The organism is Neorhizobium sp. LMR1-1-1.1 (genome assembly GCF_040675795.1).
Lineage (GTDB): Bacteria > Pseudomonadota > Alphaproteobacteria > Rhizobiales > Rhizobiaceae > Neorhizobium > Neorhizobium cellulosilyticum.
On record NZ_JBEGHE010000001.1, the window covers coordinates 863,434 to 880,508 of the forward strand.

General features: G+C 57.4%; 18 protein-coding genes. 11 read left to right on the forward strand and 7 right to left on the reverse strand.

Annotation, left to right across the window (positions count from 1 at the left end; translation table 11 throughout):
• The first annotated feature begins 198 nt into the window (after positions 1-198).
• Together MRBLMR1_RS04060 and MRBLMR1_RS04065 are read left to right on the forward strand one after the other, a co-directional pair.
• Complete coding sequence (locus MRBLMR1_RS04060; RefSeq protein WP_148145653.1) at positions 199-912, forward strand: L,D-transpeptidase; 714 nt, start codon at positions 199-201, stop codon at positions 910-912.
• Positions 913-1,013: 101 nt separating this feature from the next.
• A complete protein-coding gene (locus MRBLMR1_RS04065; RefSeq protein WP_148145652.1) occupies positions 1,014-1,355 on the forward strand; it encodes a YciI family protein in 342 nt (113 codons plus the stop codon).
• Positions 1,356-1,376: 21 nt separating this feature from the next.
• Here the strand turns inward: MRBLMR1_RS04065 and MRBLMR1_RS04070 are convergent, their stop codons facing one another.
• On the reverse strand, positions 1,377-2,204 hold the full coding sequence (locus tag MRBLMR1_RS04070) for an oxidoreductase (RefSeq protein WP_148145651.1): 828 nt from the start codon (positions 2,202-2,204) through the stop codon (positions 1,377-1,379).
• A 77-nt stretch (positions 2,205-2,281) separates the two neighbouring features.
• Between MRBLMR1_RS04070 and MRBLMR1_RS04075 the strand changes: the two genes are divergently transcribed.
• Positions 2,282-3,205 carry an AraC family transcriptional regulator gene (locus tag MRBLMR1_RS04075; protein WP_500064034.1) on the forward strand — a complete coding sequence of 308 codons (924 nt, stop codon included), beginning with the start codon at positions 2,282-2,284 and terminating at the stop codon, positions 3,203-3,205.
• Between the two features lie 10 nt (positions 3,206-3,215).
• Here the strand turns inward: MRBLMR1_RS04075 and MRBLMR1_RS04080 are convergent, their stop codons facing one another.
• A complete protein-coding gene (locus MRBLMR1_RS04080) occupies positions 3,216-4,247 on the reverse strand; it encodes a trans-3-hydroxy-L-proline dehydratase (RefSeq protein WP_148145649.1) in 1,032 nt (343 codons plus the stop codon).
• A gap of 124 nt (positions 4,248-4,371) precedes the next feature.
• On the opposite strand from MRBLMR1_RS04080, the gene MRBLMR1_RS04085 reads away from it, so the two are divergent.
• Complete coding sequence (locus MRBLMR1_RS04085; protein ID WP_148145648.1) at positions 4,372-4,899, forward strand: AAA family ATPase; 528 nt, start codon at positions 4,372-4,374, stop codon at positions 4,897-4,899.
• A 6-nt stretch (positions 4,900-4,905) separates the two neighbouring features.
• On the opposite strand, the gene MRBLMR1_RS04090 is transcribed toward MRBLMR1_RS04085, so the two are convergent.
• Positions 4,906-5,433, reverse strand: coding sequence for an NUDIX hydrolase (locus tag MRBLMR1_RS04090; RefSeq protein WP_183685213.1), 528 nt, complete (start codon positions 5,431-5,433; stop codon positions 4,906-4,908).
• A gap of 104 nt (positions 5,434-5,537) precedes the next feature.
• On the opposite strand from MRBLMR1_RS04090, the gene MRBLMR1_RS04095 reads away from it, so the two are divergent.
• The 6 genes from MRBLMR1_RS04095 (at position 5,538) to MRBLMR1_RS04120 (ending at position 10,733) form a co-directional block, all read left to right on the forward strand.
• A complete protein-coding gene (locus MRBLMR1_RS04095; protein WP_148145647.1) occupies positions 5,538-6,182 on the forward strand; it encodes a DUF47 domain-containing protein in 645 nt (214 codons plus the stop codon).
• On the forward strand, positions 6,182-7,186 hold the full coding sequence (locus MRBLMR1_RS04100; RefSeq protein WP_148145646.1) for an inorganic phosphate transporter: 1,005 nt from the start codon (positions 6,182-6,184) through the stop codon (positions 7,184-7,186). Before MRBLMR1_RS04095 ends, MRBLMR1_RS04100 begins: the two co-directional genes overlap by 1 nt.
• Positions 7,187-7,270: 84 nt before the next feature.
• Positions 7,271-7,852, forward strand: coding sequence for a thymidine kinase (locus MRBLMR1_RS04105; protein ID WP_148145645.1), 582 nt, complete (start codon positions 7,271-7,273; stop codon positions 7,850-7,852).
• A 129-nt stretch (positions 7,853-7,981) separates the two neighbouring features.
• On the forward strand, positions 7,982-8,431 hold the full coding sequence (locus MRBLMR1_RS04110) for a pseudoazurin (RefSeq protein WP_148145644.1): 450 nt from the start codon (positions 7,982-7,984) through the stop codon (positions 8,429-8,431).
• Between the two features lie 132 nt (positions 8,432-8,563).
• The gene (locus tag MRBLMR1_RS04115; RefSeq protein ID WP_148145643.1) at positions 8,564-9,427 is read left to right on the forward strand and encodes a hypothetical protein; all 864 of its coding nucleotides are present in this window, start codon (positions 8,564-8,566) and stop codon (positions 9,425-9,427) included.
• Between the two features lie 142 nt (positions 9,428-9,569).
• Positions 9,570-10,733: a DUF2333 family protein gene (locus tag MRBLMR1_RS04120; protein WP_148145642.1), complete on the forward strand. Its 1,164-nt coding sequence runs from the start codon at positions 9,570-9,572 to the stop codon at positions 10,731-10,733.
• Positions 10,734-10,849: 116 nt separating this feature from the next.
• Here the strand turns inward: MRBLMR1_RS04120 and MRBLMR1_RS04125 are convergent, their stop codons facing one another.
• The 4 genes from MRBLMR1_RS04125 to MRBLMR1_RS04140 all read right to left on the reverse strand — a co-directional run bounded on the left by MRBLMR1_RS04125 (position 10,850) and on the right by MRBLMR1_RS04140 (position 14,406).
• The gene (locus MRBLMR1_RS04125) at positions 10,850-11,320 is read right to left on the reverse strand and encodes a diguanylate cyclase (RefSeq protein ID WP_148145641.1); all 471 of its coding nucleotides are present in this window, start codon (positions 11,318-11,320) and stop codon (positions 10,850-10,852) included.
• A 33-nt stretch (positions 11,321-11,353) separates the two neighbouring features.
• Complete coding sequence (locus tag MRBLMR1_RS04130; protein WP_148145640.1) at positions 11,354-12,079, reverse strand: helix-turn-helix transcriptional regulator; 726 nt, start codon at positions 12,077-12,079, stop codon at positions 11,354-11,356.
• A gap of 337 nt (positions 12,080-12,416) precedes the next feature.
• A complete protein-coding gene (locus tag MRBLMR1_RS04135) occupies positions 12,417-13,751 on the reverse strand; it encodes a diguanylate cyclase (protein WP_148145639.1) in 1,335 nt (444 codons plus the stop codon).
• Between the two features lie 121 nt (positions 13,752-13,872).
• A complete protein-coding gene (locus MRBLMR1_RS04140; protein WP_183685211.1) occupies positions 13,873-14,406 on the reverse strand; it encodes a TIGR00645 family protein in 534 nt (177 codons plus the stop codon).
• 292 nt (positions 14,407-14,698) lie between these two features.
• On the opposite strand from MRBLMR1_RS04140, the gene MRBLMR1_RS04145 reads away from it, so the two are divergent.
• Complete coding sequence (locus MRBLMR1_RS04145) at positions 14,699-16,924, forward strand: TonB-dependent hemoglobin/transferrin/lactoferrin family receptor (RefSeq protein WP_183685210.1); 2,226 nt, start codon at positions 14,699-14,701, stop codon at positions 16,922-16,924.
• Positions 16,925-17,075 lie beyond the last annotated feature (151 nt).

Here is a 17,075-nt window from a genome sequence, read left to right on the forward strand (position 1 = left end):
TCAATAACTTCCTGTTGCAAGCAAGCATGCGCGTTTACGCCGCAGGACACAGGTCATTTGCGACATTCAGTCCGGTATCGGCAAAATTGTCACGATGAGGCGCTTGCTAAGCCCGATGCCCCGGTTGTGACTTGATCTAACTCATGTCAGGGCGGATAGAAGCTGATCGTTATCTGCTCAATCCCGGAAACAACATTGATGCCCACTTCTTTTTCCCTGTCGCGGCGAAGCTTCGTGCTTGGTTCCGTATCCATGACGGCGGCACTGGCCGGCTGCAGCACCACGAGCCAGCCGAATGTCGTTCCGGTCGCAGCGCAACGGCCGATCGGTCCTCCCGATGAGGCAGAGCTGCAGGCGCGTTATGCGGCTGTGGAAGACGGTGGATACCAGCTTCCGGCCATACCGTATCAGCAGATCGACCCGAAATATTACCGGCAGCGAGTTATCGATCCGACAGGCGAAAAGCCGAACACGATCGTCGTCGATACCCCCAACCGATTCCTCTATGTCGTAGAGCCGGGTGGTACGGCGATGCGTTATGGCGTCAGCATCGGCCGCGATGGTTTTATGTGGGAAGGCGAGGGCGTCATCCAGTGGCGGCAGCCCTGGCCGCGGTGGAAGGTGCCGGACGAGATGGTTGCCCGCCAGCCGTCGCTGGCGCGCTATTCGGTCAAGGCCGGCGGCATGGAGCCCGGCATCAAGAACCCGCTCGGTGCGCGCGCGCTCTATATCTTCAAGGATGGCCAGGACACGCTTTATCGCCTGCACGGTTCGCCGGAATGGAAGTCGATCGGCACGGCGGCATCATCCGGTTGCGTGCGCTTCGTCAACCAGGATATTCTCGACCTCTATACCCGCGTTCCCTACCATGCCCGTATCGTCGTGCATCAGGGCTCGCTCCGGACGGCCTGACGTCCAGATTTATAAGGCAGCGTGTCGGATTTTTATCCGGCCGCTCGTCCTCCGCGTGAAAGGAAGGCAGAATGCCTTCCGCTCTGCTGGAGGAGAAAATCATGACACGCTATCTGGTCGCCATTCACCACCCCGACGATTACGATCCCGCCGCCTTCGAAGACGAGGCGATGCATCGCGATATCGACGTGCTCAACGAGGAGATGATTGCGGCAGGCATCCGGCTTTTCGTCGGCGGCCTGCATCCGGTCGCGGTTGCCAAATCAGTGAAAGCGGGGCCGGGCGGCGAGGTCGAGATTACCGACGGGCCTTATCTGAAGACACGCGAACATGTCGGCGGCTTCTGGGTGCTTGAGGCGGCCGACATGGATGAAGCGCTCGAATGGGGACGCAAGGCCGCTATTGCCTGCAGGGCGCCGGTCGAGGTTCGCGCGTTTCACTGACGCGGAGACGGTCAGGGCCGATCAGCCATCTGTCGAGATCGTCACGGCCTTCCAGTCATCGATCTCCTGCTGCAGACGGGTGATCCTCTCGGAGACAAATTTCAGCGCATCGCTGCCGAGCAATAATTGCGGTGGTGGTGCATCGGACTGGATCACGGTCAGGACGGCAGCAGCAAGCTTGGCCGGGTCACCCAGTTGCCTGCCGCTTTTTTCCTGCCGGGCCTGGCGGATCGGGTCGAACAGTGCGTCATAGTCATCAATCGACCTTGCGGTGCGTCTCATCGAGCGTCCTGCCCAATCGGTACGGAAGGAGCCGGGGCAAAGTGTGGTGACATGCACGCCGAAGGGCGCCATTTCCGCACGCATGACTTCCGAAATGCCCTGGAGGGCGAACTTGCTGCCGCAATAATAGCCTATGCCGGGCATTGTGATCATGCCGCCCATGGAGGTGACATTGACGATGAAACCACGGCGTCTCCGACGAAAGCGGGGCAGGAAGGCTTTGGCGACGGCTACTGCGCCGAAGACGTTGACGTCGAACTGGCGCCGCATCTCTTCGATCGGCGATTCCTCCAGCACGCCTTCGTGGCCGTAACCGGCATTGTTGATGAGAACATCCACGGGGCCGTGATCTTTTTCGACCTGTTCGACGATCGCGGGTATGCGGTCGAAATCGGTGACGTCGCAGAGTGCGGTGTGAATGTCCGGCAGCTGCGCGGCAAGGTCTGCCCTCGAAGCTTCGGACCTGACTGTGCCGATGACGGTGTGGCCTGCGGCGCGGGCGGCGGTTGCAATGGCGAGACCGAAACCCGAATTGGCTCCGGTGATGAAAAATGTCCTGTTGCTCATGGGATGCGTCCTCGATTGATCGTGGACTTGGCAAATAATATGGTGAGAAGCTAAGTTCGACGGTGAATTCTCTAATAATATTGTCAATTCCTATGAATGAGCATGAGGGTCTCTCTGAGCGGGAGAAATTGGTCGGACTTGCCGCTGGGCTTGCTCCCCGCCATGGCTACAATGCCACGCGGCTTGAGAGCGTGAGGCTGCTGAGGAGTGAGACCGTGCTCAATGACGTGCCGGTTCTCTACAGGCCCGGAGCGGTGTTCGTGCTGCAGGGACGCAAGCAGGGAATGCTCGATGACCAGGTCTACCTGTATGACGAGGAGCATTATCTTGCCGTCTCCATGCCGGTGCCGTTCAGGATGGGGTCGATTGCCAGCAGCGAGCGTCCGCTTCTGGCCGTCTATGTCGAGTTCGACATGGCGCTTGCAGCCGAAATTGCAGCGCTGGTTACGGCGCATGGCGATATCGGAGCAGGCCAACCGCGAAGCCTGATCTCAAGCCGGATGGATGCCGGTATTGCGGACGTGTTGCTGCGATTGCTGACGGCGCTTGGCGATCCCATCGAGGTTACCGTTCTGGGGAGCGGCATTCTTCGCGAGCTTCATTACCGGGTGCTTGTCGGCCCGCAGGGCGGCGCGATGATCGCGGCTCTGCAGCAGGACGGGGCAGCAGGACGCGTTGTCCGAAGCCTCAAATTTCTCAGGGAGAACTACGGCGCAGGCATCTCTGTCGTAGACTTGGCGAGCAATGCCGGGATGAGCGTGCCGTCCTACCACAGTCATTTCAAGGAGCTGACCGGCAGTAGCCCGATACAATATGTCAAGGCGATGCGGTTGCACGAGGCGAGGCTGATGATTGCGCGCCGCGGCAAGATCACCGACGTGGCCACATCGGTCGGATACGCGAGCACCTCGCAATTTGCGAGAGATTTCCGGCGACATTTCGGACGCACCGCGTCTGAGGAAATGAAGTGGGTTCGCCATCATCTGGGTGAGGTGGAGTGAGGACGATTACCTATGTGAGCATCGGCCAGGTATCGGAAAGCTTGTAGCCGCCGGGGAAGGGGTCGGAGGGATCGAGCATCAGTTGAGAGGTGCCGCTTATCCAGGCACGGCCGGTGATCGAGGGGATGATGGCCTTGTTTCCGGCGATTTCCGTTTCCCTGACGATCTTTCCGACGAAGCGTGTGCCAATGATAGAGATGCCGGTCAAGGTTTCGCCTTCCTTCATCTGGCCGCGTGCGTGAAGCAGGGCCATGCGTGCCGAGACGGCAGTGCCGGTCGGAGAGCGGTCGATCTTGCCGGGCTGGATGGCGACGACGGATTTCGCCGTGAGTTCGCCGTCCTCATGATATGTTTTGCCGGCAAACAGGCAGAAGGAGATGTGGTTCCAGCCGATGTCTTCCGGATGCGAAAAGCCCAACTGCCGGTTTGCCTCATTGGTGATCCTGATGCCGGTTTCGGCGATCAGCCGGGCATTTTCTGGAATGAGATCGATGCCGATCTCGTCGGGATCGATGACAACAAAACTGTCGCCGCCATAGGCGGTATCGACCGTGATGGTTCCGAGGCCCGGGACATCGAGCGATGCGCTGAGCTTCTGGGCAAAGCTCTTGACGTTGGTGACGGTGATCCGCTCGGCCTTGCCGTTCCTGCATTCGGCCTCGACCTCGACCAATCCCACCGGAGCTTCCAGAACCATTTTCGTCACGGGTTCGGTCATCGGGATGATGCCGCTGTCGAGAAGGACGGTGGAGACGCAGATGGAGTTCGATCCTGACATAGGCGGCGTGTCTTCCGGCTCCATGATGATCCAGCCCATCTGGGCTTTCGGGTTCTTTGGCGGCACGAGAAGGTTGACGTGGCGGAAGACGCCGCCGCGCGGTTCGTTGAGAACGAAATTCCGCAAGGTCTGGTCTTTTGCGATAAAGCGCGACTGTTCCCAGATCGTATCGCCCGGAGGCGGTGCGACACCACCGACGATGACATCACCGACTTCGCCTTCCGCGTGACAGGTGACGATGTGGATGATCTTGGATGAACGCATTGCTTTGTCCTTGGGGAAGTAGGGTCGCTTTTTTCAGAAAAGCCAAAATGGAAGGCGTTGGCTTTCCGCATTCGAAAATATGCTAGCCAGCAACGGCTGTCGCGACAACATGTGGAGGATATGCATGAACCGGTTCGTGGTGATTTCCGGATGTTCCGGTGGAGGCAAGTCGACGCTTCTTGAAGAACTCGGTGCTCGTGGATTTTCCGTGGTCGAGGAGCCGGGACGACGGATCGTCAGGCAGGAGATGCAAGGCGAGGGGAGAGCGCTGCCCTGGGTGGATCTTGCCGCCTTTGCGCGGCTGGCGATCGATATGGCGGTTGCCGACAGGCAGGCTGCTGCCGGGAATACAGGCTGGACGTTCTTCGATCGCGGGCTGGTCGATGCCGCCGTCGCATTGGAACAGGTGACCGGAGAGCCTATGGTCGAGCGATTGAATGAGATCCATCCGTATCATCCGACGGTTTTCATGACACCGCCGTGGCCGGAAATCTATGAAGGGGACGCCGAGCGGCTGCATTCGCTTGATGATGCGGTTGCGGAATATGAACGCCTTGCCGCAGCTTATCCCAAACTCGGCTATGAGGTGATGATCCTGCCGAAGGTCTCTGTTGTCGAGCGTGCCGATTTCGTCCTTTCCGCTCTGGGTTGAGCGGCGCTATTTCTTCTTCGGCTTGAAGTCGATGATCAGCGATTTGAGTTCGACTTCACGGACGCGATATGCGGCTTCACTGGGTGAAAGCCAGACAATCTCACGCTGGCCACGTTCCTTGAAGTCCTTCTCCACCTCCGCCACTTCGACTTGAAAAACGTCGACGACACAGGGCGCAACATCGCCATTGTCCAGCCATTTGAGATAGGTGTAACGGCCGACCGGCTTTTTTCGCGCTCCCCCGCGCACACCTGCTTCCTGCCAGGCTTCGATCTCTGCTGCCTCATGCGGCTGTTTCTTCTTCATCGGCCAGCCCTTGGGAATTACCCAGCGACCGCTGTCCCGCGAGGTGATGACAAGTATCTCGATGGCGTTGCCATCACCCGCCCAGCGAAAGCAGAGCGCGCCGTATTGCTGGCGAAACTCACCGCTGAAAAGCTTCTCCGGCATCTGTGCGAGTTGCTGCAACAGTGTCCGCGGCTTCGGGCTCTGTTTGGTGTTTTGCGACTTCTTGTCTTTGTTGACAGGTTTCATGCTCGTTTAAATGCCGATTTTTGCGGTTGATTCCAGCCGTCCGATGGCTTTTATGACGGTTTTGTGACGGCCCTGATGTTGGTGCCGCAGCAGGGATTATTGCCATGATGAGTATTTTCCGGAAGTTGATGCCGCGCGAAGACAAGTTCTTCGACATGTTTTCCGAACATTCGCGGACCGTCGTGGAGGCGGCCGAAGCGCTTGGCGAGCTTCTCAACGGAAAGGATGTCGAGGCGAATTGCGAGCGCATCGTCACACTCGAGGATCGTGCGGACGACATTACCCGCGACGTACTGCTTGCGGTTCGTCGCAGCTTCATCACCCCTTTCGATCGCGGCGACATCAAGGATCTGATCCAGTCGATGGATGATGCGATCGACATGATGCACAAGACGGTGAAGACCATTCGACTGTTCGAGCAGTCGGAGTTCGATCCCTTGATGCGGCAGATGGGCGAAGAGGTCGTCAAGGCGGCGCATCTCGTTGCGGAAGCCATCCCGCTGCTCGATAAGCTCGGCGCCAATGCGCAGCGGCTCAGCGCGATTGCGGAAGAGGTGATGCGGGTCGAGGGTCGCTCCGATGATCTGCATGACCAGGGTCTCAAGGATCTGTTCCAGCGGCACGGCGCTTCCGGCAATGCCATGGCCTACATGATCGGCAGCGAGATCTACGGCGAACTCGAAAAGGTCGTCGACCGCTTCGAGGATGTCGCCAATGAGATCAGCGGTATCGTGATCGAGAACGTTTGATGGACCTGACACTCGCCTTTCCGCTGCTGGTCGGATTGATCGGCATCGCGCTGTTCTTCGATTTTCTCAATGGCCTGCATGATGCGGCAAACTCGATCGCGACGATTGTCTCGACCCGCGTGCTGAAGCCGCAATATGCGGTGGCCTGGGCCGCCTTTTTCAATTTCATCGCCTTCATGTTCTTCGGCCTGCATGTGGCCGAAACGCTTGGAACCGGCATCATCGATCCGGGCATCGTCTCGCCTGCGGTCATCTTTGCGGCGCTGATGGGAGCGATCATCTGGAATATCGTCACCTGGATATTCGGGATCCCGTCCAGTTCTTCGCATGCACTGGTCGGCGGTCTGATCGGCGCCGGGCTTGCAAAGGTGGGGATTTCCTCGATCGTCTGGGGTGGCTTCCTGAAAACCGCGGGTGCGATCTTCCTGTCGCCGGCAATCGGGTTTTTCCTGGCGCTGGTGCTGGTTCTTACCGTCTCCTGGATTTTCGTGCGCCAGACGCCGTTTGCGGTCGACCGGACCTTTCGCATCATGCAGTTCGTTTCCGCCTCGCTCTATTCGCTCGGCCATGGCGGCAATGATGCGCAGAAGACGATGGGGATCATCGCAGTGCTGCTGTTTAGCCAGGGTTATCTGGGGTCGGAGTTCTACGTGCCCTTCTGGGTGGTCATCACCTGCCAGTCGGCCATGGCGCTCGGCACGCTGTTCGGCGGCTGGCGGATCGTTCACACGATGGGATCCAAGATCACGCGGCTGAACCCGATGCAGGGCTTTTGCGCCGAGACGGGTGGCGCGCTGACCCTGTTCGGTGCGACCTGGCTTGGCATTCCGGTTTCGACCACCCACACGATCACCGGCGCGATCGTCGGTGTCGGTGCTGCGCGGCGCGTCTCAGCGGTGCGCTGGGGGCTTGCCGGCAATATCGTGATCGCCTGGATCGTGACCATGCCGGCTGCGGCCCTGATCTCCTATCTGACCTATCATATCGTGACGCTGTTCGGCTAAACGGCCGCGAGCCACCCGCAAAAATCTGTGGTTATCCGGCGGCCTGTCTTCCGCTTGCCGCCGGAGGGTAAGAAAACGCCAGCCATGGCCAAGCTCTATTTCCATTACGCGACGATGAACGCCGGCAAGTCGACGATGCTCTTGCAGGCCTCCTACAATTATCGGGAACGCGGCATGCGCACGGTGATCTTTATCGCTGCGCTGGATGAGCGAGCCGGCAAGGGTAAGGTCGCTTCACGCATAGGGCTTTCTTCCGAAGCTATCCCCTTTGGCCAGAACGATGATCTTTTTACGGCCATCGCTGACATGCACACTCAGGAACCGATTGCCTGCGTTTTCGTCGACGAGGCACAGTTTCTTTCGGCAGAGCAGGTATGGCAACTGGCGCGGGTCTCGGACCGGGTCGGTATTCCCGTCATGGCCTATGGTTTGCGCACCGATTTTCAGGGCAAGCTGTTTCCGGGGTCGTATGAACTGCTGGCGATTGCCGACGAGTTGCGGGAAGTCCGAACCATTTGCCATTGTGGCCGCAAGGCGACGATGGTCGTCAGGGTGGACGGGGCAGGCGAGGTGATCCGCGAGGGCGCTCAGGTCGAGGTGGGCGGCAATGAGAAATACGTTTCACTTTGCCGGCGGCATTGGGAAGAAAAGATGCGCTGCGACTAAGCCCTCGGCGCCAGCCCCCTAAAAAAACGGGGAGGCTTCGTTCTATTGACCAATGTCAAAGCGCCAAAGTCCTGCAGCGGTAAAACGCACTCATCGCGGTCGTGCCGCGGACCCTCGCAGGAGAATTCGATGATCAGAACGATACTGAAGACCGCCACGCTGGCTGCTGGCGCGGTTCTGCTGGCCTTGCCGGCACTGTCCGCCGAAATCGAGATCAAGATGCTCAACAAGGGCTCTGACGGTCAGGCAATGGTCTTCGAACCGGCCGCCGTGAAGGCCGCTCCGGGCGATACGATCAAGTTTGTCTCTGTCGACAAGGGGCACGATGCGGCTTCCATGCCAGGTCTGGTTCCGGAAGGTGTGGCCGATATCAAGGGCAAGATCAGCCAGGATCTGGTTGTGACCGTCGATCAGGCCGGGGCCTATGTCTTCAAGTGCACGCCACATTTCGGCATGGGCATGATTGCGCTCGTTGTCGTCGGTGACGCACCATCCAACATTGACGCAGTCAAGGCCGCCAAGATGCCGAAGAAGGCAAAGGAACGCCTCGACGCCGAGATTGCAAAGCTCGGTCTCTGAGCTTGCCGTTTTTCAAACCAGAACTTTTCATCACCTAAGCATTACCCTTTTTATCACCTAGTTATTATTGCAGGGCCGCTGTCGTCAAAATGCGCAGCGGCCCTATTTCTTTCTCCGGGTAGGGAGGAAGAGATGAAGGTAGAGAGTTCCACTCGCTTCGAGGACACGGTGGCCGAAATTCGCGCCGGTCTGAAAGCTGTCGTTGAAGCCGGCACGCATTTGCTGGCAGTGATCCCCGGGCCGATGAGCACGCCGCGGCTGCTGCAAGGCGACGCTTTTGACGAACTTGGCGCGCGACGCTTGGCACTGCTTATGCTGCAGAAAAGCGTCTATCCCGAACTCGCGGCACATGTGGCAGAGATCGGCGCTGCCGTCGACGAGCAGCGGGCAATTTTCAACGACAGGGAAACCCCGCTGGCGAGTGACCTGTTTCTCGGCTTGTTTTCCAGAAAGGCAATGCGCCGCCGGATCGAAAGGCGAGCAGCGAGAGCCGGTGGGGTCGAGCGGTTGCGGACGATCCTTGGCCGGGCGGACAGGCTGGCGGGGCTTATCGAGACGCATCGCCAGACCGTGATCGGCCAGCGGATAGCGGCTGAAGACGCGCTGACAATGCTCGCAGCTTTCAAGGTGAGCGACGTGGCGGGAGTGTCAGCGAGGCTCGGCGAAGGGAATGAAGGCGCAAGCGAATACGGTCCGGCTTTCGAAAGCATGATTGGCCTGGTCGATCCGGTTTCGCGTGCCTTTAATAGCGGTGTGCGCGATCTGAACCTGCTTTTGCAGAAGCTTGGCTTCGATATCGAGAACCTTCTCGATCTCTATTCGGTCATGCTTTCCTTCGATCGTGAAAGGGAGGCGCATAGCCTTTCGCCTGATGCCTATCCGCACCTTTCCAGGCCGGTCTGGCGCCTCGGAAACGGTCTTTTGCCGGGCGCGAGGCTCGATCGCAGCCGGCAGAGGACCGATATCGCATTTGCCAAGCGTTTCGAGGATGCGTGAAATATCGGCTACGAAACCTTCCGAAACGGGAGTGCGACGTTATCCCTTTCGAATTTGTTCCAGTCCTGCCTATGGCAAGTGTTGTACTCGATGGATCGGCATCATATGTCAGCGGTGACCGATCGGCTTCCAGGAGGACTAGATGCGCGACCAGATCACCGGATTCTTCAAAGGCGTGGCTGCTGCCATCGGGCGTGGCGTCCGGATATTGGTCGCGTGGTTGATTTGGCCGCTGATGGCGGCGCATGGCTGGTATCGGGGACGCCGTCTCTGGGTGAAGGGTCCGATTGCGATCTTCGCAGTGCTGCTCGTTGCCTTATACGGTTATTTCATCTGGCAGACGCAGGTCTGGCGCGGCTTCGATCCGAATTTCGTTGACACCTATCGATGGAACGAGCGCAACATGCCTGCCGGCCAGGAGTTACCTGTACCCGGTGTCGAGGCTCAAGCGCAGGCGCAGACTGCCGGCACGTCCGGTATAGCTGCCGCCAAGCAATGCCAGACATCCGCTATCGCGGATGCGGCGGCCGATCTCACCGACATGAACGTCAACCAGAATGCGTGGATATCCTCCATGCTTCTCTACCGTCTCGGCTTTTTCGGGATGGACTGGGACCATACGCCTTTCCTCGATAACAAGGCGTCGTTCCAGCGCGGCGTGAACCAGGCCGTGCGCCGCACCTCGGTGGAGCTGGTCGATACGCTGGCGCGGATGCGGGGAACTTCTGGCGTCAATACCAATCTTCAGGATGCGCGCAGCAATCTGCAGTTCGACGAATATTCCTGGTATTTCGGATTGAGCCCGTTTGGCCCGAAGACGCCGACGCCGAGCTATTATCGGGCGGCGATCAACAGCCTGCACAAGTTCAACACCGAGCTGGGCAACTGCTCGGCAACATTCGACAGCCGCGCCGACAATCTCGTGCAGTTCATCGACCGTGTGGCGAACGATCTCGGCGGCACGTCTGCCATCCTTCGCGAGCGTTCGGAAAACTATAACGGCGGTTGGTTCGACACGCGGGCGGATGACCGTTTCTGGTTCGCCTATGGGCAGATTTACGGCTATTATGCAATTCTGTCTGCTGCTGGCGCTGATTTCTCGCAGGTCATTCGCGAGCGTAATCTCGCTCCGTTGTGGACCGACATGCTGAAACAGATGCAGGCAGCGCTGCGCATCCAGCCGGCCATCATTTCAAACGGTGCCGAAGATGGCTGGATCATGCCGACCCATCTTGCGGTGATGGGCTTTTATACCCTACGGGTCCGCTCCAATCTGGTGGAGATCCGGCTGGTGCTCGACCGCTAAAGCTTGTCGCGAATCTTCCAGATTCGCTTGCCATGGTTTCGCTCTTTGCGTTTACCGCATGTCTTTTTCCCGAAAGCGGTGAACACTTTCGGAGGACACGAGGTAAAGCAAGTTGGTCAGCCCCTGAGAAGATCTTCGTCGGGGATGAAACCGATCGTCGTACTTGCCTGTGGGAAGAGTTCGTATGTCATGCCGATGACGTCACCCTGTCCTGCGCCGTCTGCGCGGAATTTTCCGACGCTGCGGACGAACTTGAAGTTCGTGGGGTCTGTCTTTACTCGATAGAGATTGTGGAAGGTCAGTTGCGAGGCGCTCGCGCGCTCAAAAGTTTCCATCATCACCGTCAGGTCATCGGGATGGATGGCCGCACTGAGCCTGACAAGATCAAGTGGTCCGTCGCAATGCGTAATTCCGAAAATCTGGCAGTATTCGATCGTGCCGAATAGATGGCCGCTGTCGACGTTGAAGCGCCAGAAGCCGCAGAGGCGAAACGAGCCGACAAGTTCCAGAACTTCCCTATCGCTCAAGCCGACAAGCTGGTGTTGGGCCTCGTAAGGTTTGCGCGAATGCTCGATCCAGGATGCCAATTTCAGTTTTTCTCCAGCCGGGGCTGCTTTGATCTATGCAATAAGCCTAAGTCTGAGAGCCTTCGCTACAAGCTGGGTGCGGTTGACACAATCGAGTTTTTTGATGGCGTTGGTCATGTAGGCGTTTACCGTGTGATCGGACAAGGTGAGTATTTGGCCGATCTCGACCGAGGTCTTGCCCTGAGCTGTCCAGCGCACCACTTCGAGTTCGCGAACTGTGAGGGGAGAGGGCGTTGCCTTGCGTTCGTTGCGCCTGATCTTTTCGAACATATCGAACGAATGCAGGGTGATCATGCCGATCTCGTTGAGCTCGACCTGGGTGAGGCGAGGGCGGGCGCCATCAAAGCGCATGATGAAGCGCTCGCCTTCAAGTGAATGAAGTGTCATTGCGACACTGGTGATCAATCCGTAGCGCCGCTGAAGATCTTCGATAGCGCTGTCGACAGGGAAGGGACGAGATTGAAGCGGATCCCCAATAGACCAGCAGAACGGTAACTTCGACTGGATGATGATATCGGCAAGAGCGCATTTTTCGAGCAGGCGCTTGCGGTCGAATTCCGCAAAATACGGCTCAGGAATGCTGCTTTGCACAATCATACGAGACAGCAGCTTTTCGTCGGGATTATTCAGCGAGAGCAAGGTGATGTGCTGCAAACTGAATTCATGCGTAACCCGTCGCAAGGCCAAGAATAGACCTTCTTGCGAATGGGCCGCAGATATCTCGCTGCTCAGCACCGACTGCCGTTCGTGAGTTATCATCAGTTTTTCGGGTTCAAAGGAGCTATGTTATTGTTAATAAATATACTACTTACGTTTAATAGCCAGCGGAAAGTCGTCTAAATCCCACCAGTTAACAACTTTTATGACATGTGGTCATGTTGTTTATTTGATTTCAGTCACTTATGGGCAAATGCCGCGCACGGCAAAATAAGCTCGCGGCCGCTTTTCTTAACGTAAAGCCGGAAAGCTGCGCTTCGCCGAGTGTTCTGAAGCGATGGCTTGCTGCAATGCATCGAGCATTCTGCATGAGGTGTGGAAGGCATCACGCAAGAAGCCGATGCCCGTGGCCAAGGGATCAATGCGGTCCCACGTCAACCTAGCCGCCCGCGGAAGCAATCGCATTGATCGCCTCCGGGATCGTGAGCGTGGAGTAAACCCGATTTCTTCCATTTGCCTTTGCCAGATAAAGAAGCTGGTCGGCTGCATTGAGCTGGTTCTCAAAGGTTTCACCCGGCTCGAATTCGACGACGCCGATGGATATTGTCGCTGATATGGAACGGTTACCGACCTCGATCACACGCTCTTCGATCCTTTTGCGCAGTTCTTCGCAGAAGGAGTGTGCCTGAAACGCGTCCAGCTGGCTCAGGCATATGGCGAATTCCTCGCCGCCGATGCGGGCAGGCATGTGCTTTGCCGGAATGCACATGTCAGCCATGACGAGCGAAATCGCCTGCAAGACGGCGTCGCCGGCATCATGGCCGTAGGTGTCGTTCACGGTCTTGAAGTGGTCGATATCGAGAAGGGCGATCGAGCCTTGCGTGGCGTCTCTGCCATGCTGGCGCATGGTCGAGAAGAAATGGCGCCGGTTGGCGAGGCCGGTGAGATAATCCTGTTCCGCCAGGCGCCGGAGATGATTGAGCTGTGTCAGTGTCTCGACATTGTTGTCGATGCGGCATTTGAGCTCTTCATGGACGAAAGGCCGATAGATGAAATCCGACGCTCCGGCTTTCAGGAAGCTCGCAGACAGAAGCCGATCCGACGAGGACGAAATGCCGATGATGCGCAACTGTTCGGAATTACGCGTCTGGCGAATACGGCGGGTCAGCTCGTATCCGTCCATGTCTGCCATGTGGTGGTCGGTGATGACGAGATCGATCGTCTCGTCGCTCGTCAGAATTTCAAGTGCCTGCCTGCCCGAGCGCGCTTCCAGAACGTGGAAATTCTGACGGCTGAGGATTTCGAAGAGTTCCGAACGGGCGGCGCGGGCGTCATCGACAACAAGTATCTTATGGGCGCTGTTGGCAAGGATACGGCTGACGGTCTGCACAACCTTGTCTACCGTTTTTGTGCCGTCCTTGACGATATAGTCGACGATCTTTTTCCTGGTGCAGCGCTCCCTTGTGTCCGCATCGAACATTGCCGTGAAGACGATTGTCGGGATTTCCTCTTGCAGCAACATGTCGAGGATTTCGCCATTGGGGGCATCGGGGAGGTTGAGGCCGGTCAGGGCAAGCAGGAACGTGCCTTCGGCGATGTTCTTGCGGGCCGCCGAGAGGGAGCCGCAGCGTGTGACGGTGGCCCCTGTTTCCTCTTCCAGTCTTTGGGTGAGCAAGGTCGAGAGCGCGACGGAATCCTCGACGAGAAGTATCCTTTCCCCCTGCTTCAATCGCAGCCCGTTAATGGAAAGCAAATTCTCGCGGCCAACCGTCATGTCTTTCTCCAGTGCAGTCTATGCATCGGATAAGCGACATGGATTACGAATCAATTATTCAGTTCGAGACTTTGCTCCTGCGGCGGTACTTCTGCCCGTGGCGAAAGGCCGCGAAAGTACATTAAAGATGCGCTTCGTGCTTGCCTTCGTTCTTGTCGGCCTTGGTGGCGGCCATGATCCGTTCCAGCCAGCCGAGCATAACGGCGGAGACGACGAAGGCAAGATGGATGATCGTATACCACATCAGCTGCCCATCGGTGTATTGAGCGGCATTGAGAAAGATCTGCAACAGGTGGATCGAGGAGATCGCGACGATCGAGGATGCGACCTTGATCTTGAGGCTACCGGCATCGAGCTTACCGAGGAAGGAAACGTCCGCTTCAGCCTCATCGAAGCGGCTGACGAAGTTCTCGTAACCCGAAATCATCACCATGACGATAAGACTTGCGACGAGCGCTGCGTCGATAAGGCCGAGCATGGCGAGGATCATTTCGGCTTCGCCCAGCGTGAAGACGTTCTGGGCGACCTTCCAGAACTTGAAGGCAAAGGAAAGCGCATAGACGGCCAGCGCGGCGACCAGGCCCATGTAAAAGACGACCAGCAGCCAGCGGCTTGAGAGGATGATCTTCTCGACCAGCAGTTCCAGCGATTTCATCAAGTGCGCTCCGGCTTAATCAGGGGTGCTTCACATAATAGGCCAGAGGTAGTTCCGGCAAGACCGGATACGCCGTGCTTTGTTGCATTTTAATCACTTGGAGTGGATCACAGAAACATGATTCATAGAGTCATGTTTTAATAATTGACAACGATAGTCATGTTTTCTAATGGCATGAATAAGGCAGATTTCAGCTGCCCGCCACATTTTCGACAGATTTTAAATTGGTCCGCCGTTTCCATCGTGCTTTCGTGCGAGGGGTGATGACGTGCGGCCATATAAAGGGATAGCTATGGCCAGCCGGCGTCTTCGATCGATCCTTACCACCTGCACCGCTCTCGCGCTGCTTTCGATGGCTGCAGAAGCATCGGCGCAGCAGGCCGAGCAGAGCGGAACGGCCCTTGAACCCATTGTCTTGAAAGGGAAAAGGGTAGCCAAGTCAGGTGATGCTGAGAACACCCCCACAGCTACGGAAACGACCGAAGCCCAGCTTGAGAAGAAGCAGGTTCAGTCTATCACTGATCTCGGCCGATCGATCGATCCTGGCGTGAACTTCAACCGGGCAACCAATTCGGTAAATATCCGAGGACTTGAAGGAAATCGCGTCACGACCTTGGTCGATGGCATTCCGCTCAGCTATCTGCGGGACAACGCCCGAGGAACCAGTGGTGGAGCTGACAGTGTAGACTTCTTCTCCCTTGCCACCGTCAATGTCGTTAAGGGGGCAGATAGCAGCCGGATCGGTGATGGTGCGCTTGGCGGAGCGCTTCTGTTCAGGACGCTTGAACCAGACGATCTTATCAGCGAAGGCAAGGATTGGGGCGGCAAGGTCGGGACTGGTTTCGACAGCGCGGATCACAGCTGGTATGGCGGCGCGGCGATCGCAAAGCGGATCGAGAATACCTCCGTTCTGTTCCTTGGAAGCTATAAAAAGGGTCACGAGCTGGACAATCGCGGTAGCGTCGGCGGCTATGGAGGAGACCGTACCAAAACCAATCCGGCAGACTATGATCAGTATAACATGCTGTTCAAGCTGCGTCAGGACGTCGAGGGTGGTCACCGATTCGGGCTGACGGCGGAACGGTTCCGTTTCGACAAGGATATCGACCTGAAACAGGCGCAGACGGCGACCGGCAACTATCGGCCCGGAGGCAAGCATACGTCAGGGGAGGACAACGAGCGTACGCGGGTGTCGCTGGATTACGAGTACGAGGCACCCGGTACCGACGGTCTGATCGACGCCGCCGAAGCAACGCTCTATTGGCAGAAGCAGGAGCGCGTAGCCAGCCAGGATTCGATCCGATTCGGAAGCCTTGCCGGCCCGTTCATACGAAACAATGAAATCTCCGAGGCTGGCTTCGGCTTCAATGGTTTCCTGGACAGCGGCTTTGAAGCAGGATCGGTCAATCATACAGTTACGCTTGGGACGAGTCTGTTCTTCTCCAAGGCGGAGCAGTATTCCTCTGGCGTTGACTCTTGCGACACGATCATCCCGACGCCGTTCGCCTGCAGCATGCTGCACACTAACCAGTCGGATATGCCTGACGTCGATAGCTCGAAGGTAAGTGTTTACGCACAAGACCGGATGGTGTTCGGCGATAGCGGGTTCTCGTTGACGCCTGGTATCCGTTTCGACTGGTACGACCACTCTCCGAAAGACACGCCCGCTTATCTGAGCAATCCTGCAACGCCGGTGCTTCCCAACGGTTCGAGCGACAGCGCGTTCTCGCCCAAGATCCTCGCGGAGTATCAACTCAACAAGGACGTTACCCTGTTTGGTCAATGGGCAATGGGCTTCCGTTCCCCGACTTCCAACGAAATGTACCTGACCTATGGCGGTGTCGGCAGCTATCTGTCGATCGGCAATCCGGATCTCGAACCTGAAACCAGCAACGGGTTCGAAGTCGGTGCTCGCCTTGGCGACGACGATTTCGGTGGTTCTGTGAACCTGTTCTACAATCGCTACCGAAACTTTATCGATAGCCGATCCTACACGAGCGACGAGATCACCGATGCCGGATATAATCCCGCTGACTTTCCGTTCGGCGTCACCGGTTACCAGAATATTGCTCGCGCGAAGATCTACGGAGCAGAATTCAGCGTCCACAAGAGCTTCGTAAATGGTTTCAATACCCGCGCCGGCCTGGCCTTTACGCGTGGTGTCAACATGGAAACGGACCAGTATCTCAACTCGGTTGCGCCGCTCAAGGCCATCGTCGGCATTGGTTATGCAACCGAAACCTGGGGCGTCGATGCCTTGTGGACCGGGGTAAAGGGCGTCTCAGACAAGTCCACGGCAAGTTTCAAGGCTCCGGGTTATGGTCTGGTCGACCTTACGGCATGGTGGGAGCCGCAGCAGGTCAAGGGTCTGAGCATCCGCGCCGGTATCTATAACGTCTTTGACCGCAAATACTGGGATGCGCTCAACACCAAGGATGCCAACGTTACGCCGGGAGCCGAGGACTACTTCACCGAGCCGGGCCGTTCGTTCAAAATCTCTCTGACCCAGCGGTTCTGAACACAGTTTCTTTAAATGCCTCCAGTCGAGGGCGGTGCGAGTGATCGTATCGCCCTTTTTCTTTTGGATCGGCGGTTGACGCCGAAAACCGGCTATTCACAGTGCGGGCGGGCTTCGGTAAAGCATGCCACACAAAATGTTCCTATCAGTC

Coding starts and splice junctions, on each gene's coding strand:
- MRBLMR1_RS04110 (WP_148145644.1), top strand. CDS start 7,982: ATGATCAGAACGATACTGAAGACCGCCACGCTGGCTGCTGGCGCGGTT.
- MRBLMR1_RS04080 (WP_148145649.1), bottom strand. CDS start 4,247: ATGCGTTCATCCAAGATCATCCACATCGTCACCTGTCACGCGGAAGGC.
- MRBLMR1_RS04065 (WP_148145652.1), top strand. CDS start 1,014: ATGACACGCTATCTGGTCGCCATTCACCACCCCGACGATTACGATCCC.
- MRBLMR1_RS04135 (WP_148145639.1), bottom strand. CDS start 13,751: ATGACGGTTGGCCGCGAGAATTTGCTTTCCATTAACGGGCTGCGATTG.
- MRBLMR1_RS04060 (WP_148145653.1), top strand. CDS start 199: ATGCCCACTTCTTTTTCCCTGTCGCGGCGAAGCTTCGTGCTTGGTTCC.
- MRBLMR1_RS04140 (WP_183685211.1), bottom strand. CDS start 14,406: ATGAAATCGCTGGAACTGCTGGTCGAGAAGATCATCCTCTCAAGCCGC.
- MRBLMR1_RS04120 (WP_148145642.1), top strand. CDS start 9,570: ATGCGCGACCAGATCACCGGATTCTTCAAAGGCGTGGCTGCTGCCATC.
- MRBLMR1_RS04115 (WP_148145643.1), top strand. CDS start 8,564: ATGAAGGTAGAGAGTTCCACTCGCTTCGAGGACACGGTGGCCGAAATT.
- MRBLMR1_RS04100 (WP_148145646.1), top strand. CDS start 6,182: ATGGACCTGACACTCGCCTTTCCGCTGCTGGTCGGATTGATCGGCATC.
- MRBLMR1_RS04090 (WP_183685213.1), bottom strand. CDS start 5,433: ATGAAACCTGTCAACAAAGACAAGAAGTCGCAAAACACCAAACAGAGC.
- MRBLMR1_RS04145 (WP_183685210.1), top strand. CDS start 14,699: ATGGCCAGCCGGCGTCTTCGATCGATCCTTACCACCTGCACCGCTCTC.
- MRBLMR1_RS04095 (WP_148145647.1), top strand. CDS start 5,538: ATGATGAGTATTTTCCGGAAGTTGATGCCGCGCGAAGACAAGTTCTTC.
- MRBLMR1_RS04130 (WP_148145640.1), bottom strand. CDS start 12,079: ATGATAACTCACGAACGGCAGTCGGTGCTGAGCAGCGAGATATCTGCG.
- MRBLMR1_RS04070 (WP_148145651.1), bottom strand. CDS start 2,204: ATGAGCAACAGGACATTTTTCATCACCGGAGCCAATTCGGGTTTCGGT.
- MRBLMR1_RS04105 (WP_148145645.1), top strand. CDS start 7,271: ATGGCCAAGCTCTATTTCCATTACGCGACGATGAACGCCGGCAAGTCG.
- MRBLMR1_RS04085 (WP_148145648.1), top strand. CDS start 4,372: ATGAACCGGTTCGTGGTGATTTCCGGATGTTCCGGTGGAGGCAAGTCG.